Genomic DNA, 15102 nt, shown 5'->3' on the forward strand with positions numbered 1-15102 from the left:
ACCCGGATGCCTGTCCCGCGGGACGGCTGTCGGCTCAGATCGAACCGGTCGTCGCCGGGGTGGGCAGGCTGTCGACGACGAACTCCACCACCTCACCGACCCGCATGTTGATGACCTGGTCGACGTCCCGGGTGGCCAGGAAACCGACGAAGTCGACGGCGTCGCCGTACCGCTCACGCAGCCGGTCGGCGAGCGCGACGAACTCGATGCTTTCCAGTTCGAGGTCCTCGCTGAACGACGTGTCCATGGTGATCTTCATGTCGAACGCGTATTCCTCGCCGATGACGTCGCGGACGTCTTCGGCGATCTCCTCGAGCACGCGGGTCTCCACCGCTGGCCGGTCCATCTGCGCCACCTTTTCCCCGGTCGCCGCTGGGACGCCGGTCACGATTTTCTGCTGCGCTGTCATCTGGAAAAGCTCCGTTCCCCGACGCTGTCACGCTGGTGCGCACGGCCGGGACGCCCGGCCACGACATCGGCCTCGACCTCGGGTGAGGTCCAGGCGACGACATAACGTGCGGGAAGGTCGGCGCGGTCGGCGGACGCCGCGGAATCCGGACGGCCGGAGCCGATCCGCGCATCGTCGGGCAGAATCCGGCCGGCGGCATCCACGGTACGCAATGCCACCCACCGCCCATGCGACCGCCGGTCGCCACCGTCCCCCGGTTCCCCCGCGGCCTGATCACCCACGGCCTGATCACCCGTGGCCAGGTCACCGGCCACGGTGACCCGCAGCAGCAACGGCGGGCCGGCCGTGCCACTGGCGGGAAACGACGACCACACCGGCGGCGCCGGATACGGTCCGTCGACGACGAACTGGCGTGGACGACCCGCCAGGCCCGTGCCCCGTGCCTTCGCCGCCGCCTCCTTCGCCGCCCACAGCCGGGTGAACCACACCGCCCGCGCCGCGTCGTCGTCGCCGGCGAGCCGGTCGAGCAGATCCACCTCGGACGGGGCGAGCGCGGCCCGCTCCACGCCGGGGGCGCGCGCCACGATCCGCTCCACGTCGATGCCGACCGAACCGGCGGCCGACACCAGCGCGACGGCCAGTTCCGGCTTGTGCGCCAGCGACACCCAGGGCGCGTCAAGGACCGGCACACCCGCCCGCACCGGCAGTGGCCGGACCCGGGGGGCACCGAGCGGGTCGTTGTCGATCCCGACCTCGATCGCCCAGACCGGCCCGGCACCGCGGTCCCACAGCCAGCGACGGACGGCGTCCTGAGCGGCGATGCGGCCCAGCAGCCGGCCGCGGGCGGCCCGCGGGTTCAGTGCGGCGAGCCTGGCCCGGGCCTCCGCGTCCAGGTAGTGACGCACGATCAGTTCCCGGGAGGCCGACTCGCTCCACCGGTCGAGCGCCACCAGCCAGCCCTCACCGGCGGGCTGCGCGACGGTGTGCAGCTCCGGGGAACGCACCATCGTCCACAGCACCGCGTCGTTGGCGAACCGGCGATCGGTCCAGGCGGTGATGATCGCCCAGCACCGCCCGTCGGCCCGGCGCAGTTCCAGATCGGCGACGACGGTCCGCTCGGCCACCGCGCGGATGCGCACCACGCAGTCCAACGCCTCGCCGACGACCGGCGGCGGGCCGAAGAAACGCACGTCCGCGATGGACTGGGGCAGCAGCAGCGAATCCTGCGCCAGATGTTCCATCGCCCAGTACCCGAACAGCTGCCCGGCGTTGTCCAACAACGCTCCGGACGCGGACGGCACCCGCAGCCGCCCCCGAACGCCACCCGAGGCGATCCCGTCGATGTGTTCGACACCCTGATAGCCGGGGCCGTGGAACAGAAACCGGCCGCGGTAGAGATCCGGCCCCTGCTGGCGCGGCGCACGCTCGTCCGGCAGGACGGGTGTGCCCGCCGGAGCCGGCAGATCCGCGGTGGTCGGACTCGTCGCCGGTGGGCTCGGATAGCCGGCGGCGAACAGCACCGTGCCGCGGGCGTACCCCTCGACACTGACCCGCACCGCTTCGACCGCCTCGGGCTCCCCGGCCGCCGTGCCACCGTCGCGCGGCCCGCGCTCCACCGCGGCGGGCTCGACCCCGCTCAGGGTGATCGTCACCTCGACGGCGGGCTCGATCGCGAGCCAGCGCAGCGCCCGCACGTCCCGCAGCCCGATCGGCACCCGTCCGGGCAGCAGCGCCGCCGCCTCGGCGATCATCAGCTCCAGGACCTCGGTCATCGGCACGACCGGAAAACGGTCGGACTGGTCGGTCCAGCCCGGCGGCTGCCGGTAGAAGCAGTGGTCGACGACGTGCGGCATCGACGCCAGCGACAGTCGACGCACCACGGTGCGCGGCCCCGCCCCCAGCCCGGACGACGGCACCGCCCCGGACGGCCCAGCCGCGCCGGGCGGCCCAGGCGGTACGCCCGCCCCGACCGGCGCCGAGGAGCCGACCAGCCCGTTGGACGCGGCGGACCTGGACGAACCAGCCGATCTCGCGGGCACCGAGGGCCTGGACGGCCTTGAGGGTCTGGAGGGCCTGGACGGTCTGGCCGGCGCGGCCACTCGCCGCCCGGGCGAGGTGCTCCGGTCGCGAGCGGCGGGCGAACCCGGCACCGCCCCGTTCCAGCGGCCGACGACAGCGGTCAGGGCCTGGTCCCCGTCCGCCAGCACGCCCTGCAGCTCGGCCAGCACAGGCGACCCGACCGCTCCGGGTGACCCGACGGTGCCAGATGACGCGACGGTGCCAGGTGACGCGACGGGCACTGTGGCAGGCGCGGCCTGGGGGGTCTGGGGGGTCCGGGCGGACGGGCGGCCCAGCAGGTCGGCGGCGGCGGGCCCGAGGCGCACCAGGGGCGTTCCCAGTCGCAACGGGACGGGCCGGCCTGCGCCGCGCGGCAGTTGCACGCGCCGGCCGGGCGGTGTCACGGGCGCCCCGGTTCCCACCGGGGGCGCGGGCGGCGTGGGGCGGGTCCGGCAGGGCAGCAGGTCCAGGCGCGGCGCGGCACCCTCGGCCCACAGCGCGGCGGCGACCCGGCGCAGCTGTTCCAGACCTGACCGCTTCGGTGTGTTCGAGACCAGGGAGAGATGTTCCCGTCCGCGCAGCGTGTCATCGACGAACCCGGCGATGCTGCCGACACCGACCTGCACGAACGCCCGCACCCCGGACGCGTACAGCTCGTCGAGCAGCTCCCGGAACCGCACCGGCGCGACGAGGTGGCGCAGCGTCAGGTCGCGCACCTCGTCGTGGTCACGGGGGTAGGGCGCCGCGGTCGTCGCCGACCAGATCGGCACCGTCGCCTCGGCGAAGGTGGTGGCATCGATCGCGGCGCGCGCGACGTCCTGGTAGGGCTCGAAGAACGGGGAGTGGAAGCCGGAGCGGAACGGCAGCAGCCGGCCGAGCACGCCGGCGCGGCGCAGTTCATCCAGCGCGGCGCGCACGCTGTCCTCCCGCCCGCAGATGATCGACTGATGCGGGCAGTTGTCGTGCGACAGGACGACCTCGTCGAGGTGCGCGATCACCGCGCCCGCCTGCTCGGCGCCGCAGCCCAGCGCCCCGAAGGCGACCCCGGGCACCTCGAGGGAGGCGGGGTCGAACCCGGCGATGAACGAGTCGGCGAAGGCGTCGGTGACCAGCCCGCAGGAGATCATCGCGTTCCACTCGCCGATGCTGTGCCCGCCGACGAGGTCGGGGACGATACCGAGCCGGCGCAACGCGAGGTCGAGGACCCGGCCGATTTCGATGCTCGCCACGCCATGCTGCCCCAGCCCGGCGGTGTCAGTGGCGTTGGGTCTGTCAAGGCCGAAATGGTCGCAGACGTCGTCGACGCGCGGGGTGAAGTTGTCCTCGAGCCCGCAGAACAGGAACGCCGTCTGCCCGGCGCCGGCCGGGTTCGCCGGGTCGAGCAGGCCGGTGGGGCTGAACCACAGGTCGTTGCGGCCCCGCCAGGGCGTTCCTCGTCCGACCGCGCTGCGGGCGAGGGCGAGACGCCGCGCGTTCGGCGCGACCAGCGCCAGTCGCCAGGGCCCGCCGGTGGGCGGGGCCGCGGCGTCGTCGCGGGCCAGCAGTTCGGCATCGGGCCGGTCCAGCTGGGCGAGAAGATCGTCTGGCCCGGAACCGGCCAGCAGCAGCACCCGTTCGGCGCCCGCGTCCGCCCCCAGCTCACCGGACGACACCACCACGCCGGACGGCGAGGCGGCGGCGGACGACGCGGCCGTGGGAGCGGGGAAGGTGCGGGCGGCGGTGACCGGGATGTCCGGCGGGGCCTCCTCGACGACGAGGTGCGCGTTGATGCCGCCGAAACCGAAGGCGTTGACGCCGGCCCGGCGCGGACCCCCGCCCGCCGGTTCGGCCCAGGGGGTGGCGGTGCGCACGGGGGCGAAGCGGCTGGCGGCGAAGGCCGGATGTGGTTCGTCGCAGTGCAGTGTGGGTGGCAGTGTCCGGTGGTGCAGCGCGAGGGCCGTCTTGATCAGACCGGCCGCGCCCGCCGCCGGCATCGCGTGGCCGATCATGGACTTGACGGACCCGAGGCCGATGCCACCCACGTCAGCGGCCGCGGCCTGGCCGAAGACCTCGGCGAGGGTGGCGAGTTCCACCGCGTCACCGGCGGGGGTGGCGGTGCCGTGCGCCTCGACCAGGCCGATCGCGCCGGGGGCGGTCGGGTCGAGTCCGGCGTCCGCCCAGGCCCGTCGCACGGCGAGGACCTGACCGCTGGTGTCGGGGGCCATCAGCGAGGCACCGCGCCCGTCGCTGGACGCCCCGGCGCCGCGCAGCACCGCGTAGACGCGGTCGCCGTCGCGGCGGGCGTCGTCCAGCCGGCGCAGCACCAGCATGCCCACGCCCTCGCCGATGACGATGCCGTCGGCGCGCCGGTCGAACGGCCGGATCACCTCGCTCGGTGACAGCGCCCGCAGCAGCGTGAACACACTCCAGAACGACGCCTCATGGACGAGATGGGCGCCACCGACGATCATCGCGTCGGTCCGGTGGGAGCCGAGGTCGCGCAGCGCCGACTCGACGGCGATCAGCGACGAGGCGCAGGCCGCGTCCACCGTGTAGGCGGGTCCGCGCAGGTCGAGCCGATTCGCGATCCGGGACGCGGCGAGGTTGGGCACCAGGCCGATCGACGCCTCGGCGCGCACCGGCCCAAGCTGGTCACAGAAGGCCGCGCGGACCCGTTCGACGGCGTCCGCCGGCAGGTCCGGCAGCACCTCCCGCAGGGTCGTGACGAGCTGACGTGAGGTGCGGACCCGCTGTTCGAGCCGGGCCACGCCGGAGCCGACGTAGCCACCGCGGCCGAGGACCACGCCGACCCGGTCGGCGTCACCGAGCCGGTCCGCTCCCCCGGCGTCCGTGATCGCCTCGGCGGCCAGGCGCAACGCGAGCAGCTGGTCGGGTTCGGCCCAGTCCACGGCGTTCGGGACGATGCCGAACGCCGTCGGATCGAAGGCCGCCAGATCGTCCACGAACCCGCCACGCCGACAGTAGAACGCGCCCCCGTCAGCGGCCGAGCTCCCCGAGCCGTTCGGACCGCCCTGGCCGCTCAGGCCCGAGACACCGGAGCCGCCCAGCCCACCGGCCGCGGACGGCGCGGCGAAGTAGTCCTCGACGTCGAACCGGCCGGGGGGGATGGCGCCCACCGCGTCCACCCCGCCGACGATGTTGCGCCAGAAGGCACCGAGGTCGCCCGCGCCGGGAAACAGCGCCGACATGCCGACGATGGCGATCGGCACCGCGCCACCCCGGCCCCCCGCTGCGCCGCCGGGATCCGGCGCGACGGGTTCAGGCATCGAACGCCTCCGCGTCCGCGCACATGTAGACCACCTGCGCGGGACCATCGAGCGGGCCGGCGAGCTCCGCGAGCAGCGCCTCGACCCCCTCGACCGGGTCGATCAGCCCGATGCCACGCCGGGCGTACTCGCGGGCGAGCTCCGGCGAGACCATCCCGCCGCCGGCGTGGGACGAACCCCAGGGGCCCCAGTCCACGCTGACGACCCGGCCGGCGAACCGCCCGGACGCCGCGCGGGCAAGCGTGTCGAGCGCGTCGTTACCGGCGGCGTAGTCGACCTGACCGCGGTTGCCGAACACACCGGCGACGCTGCCGAACAGGGCGACGAAACCGATGTCGTCGCGCGCCGCCGCGAGCAGCGCCCGCGCGCCGCCGACCTTCGTATCGTACACACGTTCGAAAGAGTCGGGCGTCTTGTCCCGCAGGAGCCGGTCGGCGAGCACCCCGGCACCGTGGATGATCCCGTCGAGCCGGCCATGGCGGGCGTAGACGTCGGCGACAACCGCCGCCACGGCCTCCGGGTCACGCACGTCCACCGCGTGATAGCGCACCGAGGAGCCGAACTGACCCAGCGTGGCCAGCGTCGCGCGCACCTCCCGTTCGGCGAGCAGCCGGGCGATCCGCGCCTCGATCTCCGCCGGGCGACGCACCCCCGCGGCGATGAACGCCCGGCGCAACGCCGGGGCGTCCGACGCGGACGCCGTCGCCGCGTCCTCCGGTCCGGTCGGCAGCGGTGTGCGACCCACCAGTTCGATCGCGCAGCCACTGCGGCGAGCCAGCTCCACCGCGACCCGGGCCGTGATCCCCCGTGCGCCGCCGGTCAGCAGCACCACCGCGGACGCGTCGAGGGCGGCGGGCAGCGCACCGCCGTCCGGTCCGGGGGCCGGGCGCAGCCGAACCACCGCCCGGGCGCCGTCCCGGTAGCCGACGACCAGCGGCCCGTCGGCGGTGAGCAGTTCGGTGAACAGACTGTCGGCGATGCCCCGCGGTTCCTCCTTGGGCTCCACGTCGACCAGCCGCAGCGTCAGTCCCGGCACCTCCTGGGCGATCGTGCGGACCAGCCCGGCCAGCCCCGCTCCGCGGGTCGGGCGCACCGCGGGCCGCTCGACCTCGATCTCACGCTCCGCCCCGTTGGCGACGCTGGCACCGGCGGCCCGGCCCGGCACCGCCGGCGTCGGGCAGCCGAAACGTCCGCCGTCGCCGGTGACCACCAGCACCCGCCGGCAGCCACCAAGCGCCGCGGCCCGCAGCGCCGGGAAGGCCGCCGGCAGCACCGCGTCCTCCTGGGCATCCGGATCGGCGGAGGCGATCCAGGCCAGACCATCGGCGCCGGCCCCGGCCCGGATCTGGTCGACCAGTCCCCGGTCGTGCGCGGCGAGGATACGCACCTCGGCGCCGGCCCGTTCCAGCCGGGTCGCCAGCGCCAGGCCGACCCCGAGGCCACCCTCGACCAGCAGGAACCGAGCTCCGCGCAGGTCGGTGGCGCCCACCTGCGCGGGCGGTCCGGCCTCCCGTACCTCGACGACGTACCGCCGCAGCGGGAACACACCGGACGGCTCGGCTTCAAGCGCACCGCCCGTGGACCGGGCCGCACCCGTGGCCGCGGCCCGGGAGACACCGGCCAACGCCGGCTGGGAGCTGCGATCATCGGAGCGGTGACCCGCAGAGGTCAGCGAGGCCTGTTCGGGCATGACGACATCGGCGAACGCCGGACCGGCGAAGGTCGCCGCGGTGCCGTTGGAGTTCGAGCCGCCCGTCGGCGTGCCGGCGAACGACCCGGTCCCGACCGGCGAGGCACCGCCCGGGGCCGACGGGCCCGGGCCGCCCGGTGCGGACGGGCCCGCCGACGCCGGATCAGCGGGGCCCTGGACCGGCACCCGGACCGGGTCCGCCACGGCCGCCGGCTCCCCCGGACCGGGGCGGGCGACGATCCAGTCGACGATGCCGCGCACCGTCTTGATCGCGGCCAGCTCCTCGACCACCGACTCGTCCAGCTCACCGGAACCCGGCGCCGCCAACCCCAACCGACCGGCCAGCTCCCCGAGCACCTCCGTCCGCTTGATCGAGTCGATCGACAGATCAGCCTCAAGATCCAGATCAGGTTCGAGCATCTCCACCGGATAACCGGTCTGCTCCGCGATCACCCCGACCACCACCTCGGACACCGCCACCCGGTCCAGCCCCACCGACGACGCCGCGGCGCCCCCGGTACCGCCACCCGCGACATTGGACGGCGGGACGCCGGCGCTCACCGCGGCCGCCGGGGCCGCGGCCGGGGCGGAGCGGGCGACGATCCAGTCGACGATGCCGCGCACCGTCTTGATCGCGGCCAGCTCCTCGACCACCGACTCGTCCAGCTCACCGGAACCCGGCGCCGCCAACCCCAACCGACCGGCCAGCTCCCCGAGCACCTCCGTCCGCTTGATCGAGTCGATCGACAGATCAGCCTCAAGATCCAGATCAGGTTCGAGCATCTCCACCGGATAACCGGTCTGCTCCGCGATCACCCCGACCACCACCTCGGACACCGCCACCCGGTCCAGCCCCACCGACGACGCCGCGGCGGCCGGCTCCACCGCTACCGACACAGCGGCGACCGGAACAACCCCGACCGGCACCCCAGCGCCGTTTCCACCCGCCGGTGACCCCTGACCCGCGGCCAGGCCCACCGGGCCGCCCACCGCCGCATCGGGACGGACCTGCGGCGGAACGCCCGCCCGGGCAGCGGACGCGACCGCCGGCACGACAGCCGCCGATGCCCCGGGCGTCGGTGCCACCGCCGTCCGGATGACAGCCGTCTGGGTGAGAGCCGCCGGGAGGGCGGCCGGTGGTGCCGCGGGATGGTCGGCGTACCCGGCCGGGTCGTAGCCCAGGTAGCCAAGTACGACATCGCGCTGCGCGGCGATCATCTCGCGGCTGGTTCGCAGGAAATCCAGGACGACGGCCTCCACCGGACCATCACCTCCAAACTCGGGCGTGGTCTCGGTCGTCGAAACATCGACCGTGGACGTGGGCGGTGGCGTGACGTTGGCCGACACCACCGGGCTGGTCAGGGATCGCGGCGTCGGTAGGGCGGGCGCCGGTCCGTGACCGTTGGACGAGCTGTCGACGGCATGCGCCGCACCAGCGGTGACACTCACGGCGGTCACCGGAACGGCGGTGCCGCCCGGAACGGCGGTGGCGACCGCCGGCGCCGCGGTAGCGGTGGGAACAGCGCCGCCGGCCGGGGTGAGCTGGCGTGGCGGCTGCAGACCACCGGCGACATGGGTGCCGTCGACGGTGCGGACGTAGGCCCCGTCGATCGTCCAGCCAGGGCGGCGCGGGATGTCGCTCGCGGCGACGATCCGTGCGTCGCGGCCGACGAACAGGGGGGACGGATCGACGGCGACGCCGGCGGCGGCGAGTTCGGCGACGGCGAGCAGCAACCGGCGCACCCCGGACTCACCGGCGACATCGGTGGCGACCACCCGGTGCGGCCGCGTCCCGAGGATCTTCGAGACCAGCTGGGACAGCACGCGGCCGGGGCCCGCCTCGATGAACGTCCGCACACCGGCGGCGTACATCGCCTCGATCTGCTCGACGAACCGCACCGGCGCGGCGACCTGACCGGCGAGCGCCGCCCGGATCTCCGCCGGTGTGCTCGGATACGGCGCCGCGGTGGTGTTGGACCAGACGGTCCGGTGCGCGGACTCGACCCGGGTGTCGGCGAGCCGGGTGGCCAGGGTGCGCGCGGCGGCGGCCACCACCGGACTGTGGAAGGCGCAGGCCACCGGAATGCGCCGGGCCGTCAGACCGGCCTGCGCGAACGCCTCGATCGCCCGGGCCAGTGCCGCGGTCGGCCCGGAGACGGCGACCTGACGAGGCGCGTTGTGGTTGGCGACCACCACCACGGTGCCCTCGGCCCCGTCGGCGCGCAGGTCGGCGAGAACCGCCCGGACCTGCTCGATGGGAGCGGCCACGGCGGCCATCGCGCCGGGGTCGTCGCCCGCGGCGGCCAGGATCGCGCCGGCCCGCGCCTCGCTGAGCCCGATCAGGTCAGCCCGGTCGAGCACGCCGGCGGCGACCAGGGCGACGAGTTCGCCGTAGGAGTGGCCACCGACATGATCGGGTCGGATGCCCAGGCCCGCGAGCAGGTCGTGCATGGCCAGCCCGGCCAGGCCCAGGGTGGGCTGCGCGGCCCGGGTGTCGGTGATCGCCGCGGCCTGGGCGTCTCGTCCGGCGCGGGTGAAGGCCGCCGGCGGGAACATCGTGTCGACCCACTGGGGGGCGAGATCGAGGACCTCACGCAGCCGCGGGAACGCCACGAACAGGTCGGCGAGCATCCCCGGCCGCTGGCTGCCCTGACCGGGGAACAGCATCGCGGTCGCCCCCGGACCAACGTCATCGCCGGCGTCAGCGTCGTCGGCGCGGACGAACCGACCGGCCGTCGGGTCCGCGGTGAACGTGCGGGCCGCCTCGATCGCGCCCGGCAGGGCAGCCAGGTCGTCGACGACGAAGGCGACCTGGACCGGCCCGCCGCCGGCGCTGGCCGTGCGGGCGAGGTCACGCAGCCGCAGCGGATGGCCGGCCGTGGCGCTGGCGGTGACGAGCTGTGTGAGTCGGTCCAGGGCCCGGCCGGCGGCCGCCCGGTCGCCACCGCGGATCACGAACAGTTCCGCGGGCCACTGGTCGAGGCCGTGGCTGGGTTCCGGACCGCCGTCGTAGGCCGAGAGCACGACGTGGAAGTTCGTGCCGCCGAACCCGAACGCGGACACGCCGGCGTGACGGTCCGCGGCCGGCGCCACCCAGGGCTTGGCCGACCGGTCGAAGTAGAACGGGCTGGTGTCGGCCTGCCAGTAGGCGTTGGGGGTGTCGATGTGCAGCGTCGGCGGACGCACCCCGGTCTCCAGCGACTTCGCCACCTTGATCAGTCCGGCCAGGCCGGCGGCACACTTGGTGTGCCCGATCTGCGACTTCACCGAGCCCACCGCGCACGAACCGGGCTCGGCACCGTTGTCGACGAACATCTCGGTGAGGGTGGCGAGTTCGGTGCGGTCACCGACCACGGTGCCGGTGGCGTGCGCCTCGAGCAGACCGACGTCACGCGGGGAGATCCCGGCCCGGGAGTAGGCCCGTTCCAGCGCGCGGACCTGGCCCTCCTTACGCGGGGCGGTCAGGCCGAGCGCCCGCCCGTCGGACGAGCCGGCCACCGCGCGGATCACGGCGTGGATGCGGTCGCCGTCGCGCTCGGCGTCGGCGAGCCGCTTGAGCACCACGACCGCGGCGCCCTCGCCGAGGCTGGTGCCGTCGGCCCCGGAGTCGAAACTGCGGCACCGGCCGTTCGGCGACAGCGCGTGCACCGAGGAGAACAGCAGGAAGTCATGGGCGCCGGCGTGGGTGTCCACACCCCCGCACAGCACCAGGTCGGAGGTACCGGCGACCAGTTCCTTACAGCCGGTGTCCAGGGCGGCCAGCGACGACGCGCAGGCCGCGTCGACGGTGAAGTTCACCCCGCCGAGGTCGAGCCGGTTCGCGACCCGTCCGGCGATGACGTTCGCGAGCATGCCGGGGAAGGAGTCCTCGTCCAGCTCGGGCAGGAACGCCTCGAGCTCCGCCGGCAGGGAACCGAGCAGTCCCGGCCACAGGGAACGCATGCTGTAGGCGGCGGACAGGTCGGTACCGGCCTCGGTCCCGAACACCACCGACGCGCGCGACCGGTCGAACGGACGGCCTTCACCGTGGCCCTTCTGGGCCGTGTCGTATCCGGCGCCGCGCAACGCCCGCGCGGCGACCTCGAGCGCCAGCAGCTGGCTGGTCTCGATACTGCGCAGCGCCCGCGGCGGGATGCCGTAGGCCAGCGCGTCGAACGGGATGCGCGGCAGGAAACCACCCCACTTCGACGGGGTGTGCCGGCCGGCGTCCTTGGTCACCGCGTCGGGACGGTAGTAGATCCGCGGGTCCCACCGGTCGTCCGGTACCTCGCGGATGGCGTCGACACCGGCCACGATGTTCGCCCAGTAGGCGTCGAGATCGGCGGCCTCCGGGAAGACCGCCGCCATGCCGACGATGGCGATGTCCAACGGTCGTGCGTCGCCGTCCCCGACCGGCACCGCCGTGGCCGGCCCGGTACGGCTGGACGGCCCGGTGGTCAGGCCCAGGTCGGCGGCGCGGGCCGCCAGCGCCTGGCCGGCACCGCTGGTGACCTCCTCGTGCAGGTCGGCGACCGTCGTGCGGGCCGAGCGCAGCGCCGCCACCTGACCGATCATGAACATTCCCTCCCGGACCTGCAGCGCCGGGTCGACCTGGACGAGCCGGTCACCGTCGCGGCGCAGGCCCTTGCTGGCCACCCGCAGCCGGCCCAGGTTCAGCGACTCCAGCTCCTGCCACATCTGCTGGCGGGGCGTACCGGCGGCCAGCAGCTCCCGGCGGCGGTCGAGGAAGGTGCGCACGAAGTCGGACTCGACGCACCGGGTGGCATGCCCGGGTGAGGTCTCCAGCAGAACGGTGCGTTCGCAGTCAAGCGCGGCCTGCTGGAAGCCAGTCATGATCGCACCGGACGTGACCGCCTCGGCGGTGAACAGGTAGGCGGTGCCCATCAGCACGCCGACGCGCGCACCGCGGGCGGCCAGGGGGGCCGCGGCGGCCGCGACCATCGCCGCCGACCGGGCGTCATGCACCCCGCCGGCGAACAGCAGGTGCAGTTCGGCGAAGAAGTCGGGTCCGGCCGCTGTGGACTCCCCGTAGGCGAGCAGACCCGCGATCTGGGCCTCCCACAGCGGGAAGCTCGCCCGCGGACCGACGTGCCCGCCGCACTCGCGTCCCTCGAAGACGAACTTGCGGGCGCCTTCGGCCAGGAACCGTCCGAGCAGGCCCGGCGAGGGCACGTGGAGGAACGTGTCGATGCCCGCGGCCTCCAGCGGGGCGGCCTGAGACGGACGTCCACCGGCGATGATCGCGCACGGCGGACGGATCTCACGGACCGCCTCGAGTTGGGCCGCGCGCAGCTGCGGCGGGGCGAATCCGAGGATGCCGACGCCCCACGGCGCGTCGCCAAGCTGGTCGGCGGTGCGGGCCAGCAGCTCGCGGGTGGCCGGCCCGCCCATCAGCGCCAGGGCCAGAAACGGCAGGCCGCCGCCGTCCGCCACGGCCCGGGCGAACTCGGCCCGGTCGCTGACCCGGGTCATCGGACCCTGCGCGATCGGGTAGCGCAGGCCGCGGTCGGCCGCGAACGGCGAGCCGGCGTCGAGCGGACGCACCCGCCCGGCGGTGGCCAGACCCTCGCGGATCGCAGCCCGTACCGCCCGCACCACCGCGCCGGCATGGCGGAACCGGTCGGCGAAGGCGGCGGCGAACGCCCCGTCCTGGCCGATCGGCAGAAACTGCTCACTCAGATCCCGGGCGCCCAGCCGGGCCGCGACCCACGCCGCCCGCTCCTGATCCTGATCCCGCCCGTCCCGGCTGGCCTGGTCGTCCCGGCTGGCCTGGTCGTCCCGGCTGGCCTGGTCCAGCGCGGCGGCGTCGGGCGAGTGTTCCGCCCGACGGGGAGCGGTGACGGACAGCGCGCCGTCCGAGGCGATCTCGCCGCCGGTGGCCCGCAGGTCGGTGACCGGCCGGCCGGAGCCGACCAGACCCGCGATGGGCAGATCGGGCCGGGTGTAGAGCCGGTGGCCTCCGTACAGGGCGGTCTCGCTGCCGTCCATCGCCCGGATCGCCGCCGCCACCCGCTCGGGCAGTTCCAGCTCCTGGACGAGCGCGAGCTGGGCGTCGAGCACGACCCCCGCCGCGCCACCGGCGACCGCGGCGGCTGCCGTGGCCAGGCCGATCCCACCGGCGGCGAAGACCGGCATGTCCCGTCCTGCGGTGGCGCTGGGGCCGTCCTCGGCAAGCAGATGCTGTAGCAGCGTGAACGTGGTCAGGTCACCGACCGCGCCGCCGGACTCGTTACCCCGTGCGAGCAGACCGGTGGCGCCGGCCTCGATCGCGGCCACGGCCGCGCCGACCGAGGTCACCTCGACCCACACCTGTCTGCCGGTCGCCGTCACCTCACCCACCGACCAGCCTCGTTCCGGCGCGCCGGCGGCGAGCACGACGAGATCCACCGCGTCCGGGAGGTCCCGCGGCACCAGCGGACAGTCGGTGCCCACGCGGACACCGAAGGCGCCGGGCGTCCAACGGGTCGCGTCCCGCAGCGCACGATGTGCGACGGCCTCGGATCGTCCCAGGTCAAGCACGCCGCGCCCGCCTGCGCGCGCCACCGCGGCGACCAGGGCCGGCGCGGGTTCGGCAAACGGTGTGATCACCACGACCAGATCGGCCGCGGCCAGCGGATCACAGCGGTCGCGACCAGCCGAGGACGCGAGGGAATGCGGGACAGCGATGGTCATCGGCAGGTCCTCCTGGCGGCTCGTAACCTGGGGTACAGCGACATGCATGTCGTACAGATCCGGTTCAGGGAGCCCACTGCGGCCGCGTGGCACGTTGACCGCCGCGACACCGGGGCATCCCGACTCGCCCTACTGGCACATGACCCGGATCCATAGCAACCGGACCCAGGACAAGGAAAGCACCCACCTCGCCAACGCGATGGACACGTTTCGACGGACGAGATCGCCCAGAGCGTCGATGACCCCCTGGCCGGAGCCTCTGGGTGACAGACGTCCTGGGGAAGCGGTATCTGTACTGAGTACGCGGAAAACGCACTGACCCCCAGCAACTCTCGTAGAACTGACACGGCGAACTACACGTGGCCCCGAGCGCATAGCCGTCGCGACATCACCAACGTGCGCGGATACTAGTCCGCCCCGACCTGAGCACCCGCACGGTGGCGGCCGCCGGTCGCCGAACGGAGCCACTGGCGTAGCTGACAGGTATGGGCCGACCGGGTCTGCACCTGCTCGATGACACAGATCACCATGGCCCGACATCGTCCGCGATGTCACCGGTCACAGTCCGCGCCAAGCCCATAAAAAGGCGGCGAACGCACACACCGGCCCGCAGCCTGCAGCAAGCTCAGGAATTCGTGGCCCACCCACCGAAAACCAGGTTCACCGCACGCCAGCTATTTCCGTTCGGACCCGAAGGCCAATTCCCCATCGGGCACGGCAGCACTGTTTTCCTTTTCTCTGCCACAAATGGCAAACGAGCGAAAAAAACCCGGGTACATCGCGCCCAATCGGCGGGAGACGACCGATCACGACGGGTCCGAGGCGAGGTCGCGCCGCCGACGGCAGGGGTCAGTGACCGAGGCGACCCGGACGGCGAGAGTGGTACTCGACCGGCCAGTACACCGCCAACCTAGCCACAGCCCACCATCGATCGCAAGCCGGCAGGAGGCCCATCTTGGTCGCCGATCGGACACCGTCCACCCGGGCGACACGGGCTAGGACAACCA

The 15102-nt window shown here is 74.0% G+C and carries 3 protein-coding genes; all 3 read right to left on the reverse strand.

All coding sequences use genetic code 11. The annotated features are described in order from the left end of the window. Positions 1-34 precede the first annotated feature (34 nt). Genes MXD59_RS17925 through MXD59_RS17935 form a run of 3 tightly spaced genes read right to left on the reverse strand, consistent with a single transcriptional unit; the run spans position 35 to position 14095 of the window. On the reverse strand, positions 35-346 hold the full coding sequence (locus tag MXD59_RS17925) for an acyl carrier protein (RefSeq protein ID WP_248825876.1): 312 nt from the start codon (positions 344-346) through the stop codon (positions 35-37). A 59-nt stretch (positions 347-405) separates the two neighbouring features. Further along, a complete protein-coding gene (locus MXD59_RS17930) occupies positions 406-5733 on the reverse strand; it encodes a type I polyketide synthase (protein WP_248825846.1) in 5328 nt (1775 codons plus the stop codon). Further along, positions 5726-14095 carry a type I polyketide synthase gene (locus MXD59_RS17935; protein ID WP_248825847.1) on the reverse strand — a complete coding sequence of 2790 codons (8370 nt, stop codon included), beginning with the start codon at positions 14093-14095 and terminating at the stop codon, positions 5726-5728. The genes MXD59_RS17930 and MXD59_RS17935 overlap by 8 nt, the downstream gene beginning before the upstream one ends. Positions 14096-15102 lie beyond the last annotated feature (1007 nt).

This window comes from Frankia umida (genome assembly GCF_023242945.1).
GTDB lineage: Bacteria > Actinomycetota > Actinomycetes > Frankiales > Frankiaceae > Frankia > Frankia umida.

Excerpts from the sequence above, each read along its gene's own strand:
- MXD59_RS17930 (WP_248825846.1), bottom strand. The coding sequence starts at position 5,733 with ATGCCTGAACCCGTCGCGCCGGATCCCGGCGGCGCAGCGGGGGGCCGG.
- MXD59_RS17935 (WP_248825847.1), bottom strand. The coding sequence starts at position 14,095 with ATGACCATCGCTGTCCCGCATTCCCTCGCGTCCTCGGCTGGTCGCGAC.
- MXD59_RS17925 (WP_248825876.1), bottom strand. The coding sequence starts at position 346 with ATGGACCGGCCAGCGGTGGAGACCCGCGTGCTCGAGGAGATCGCCGAA.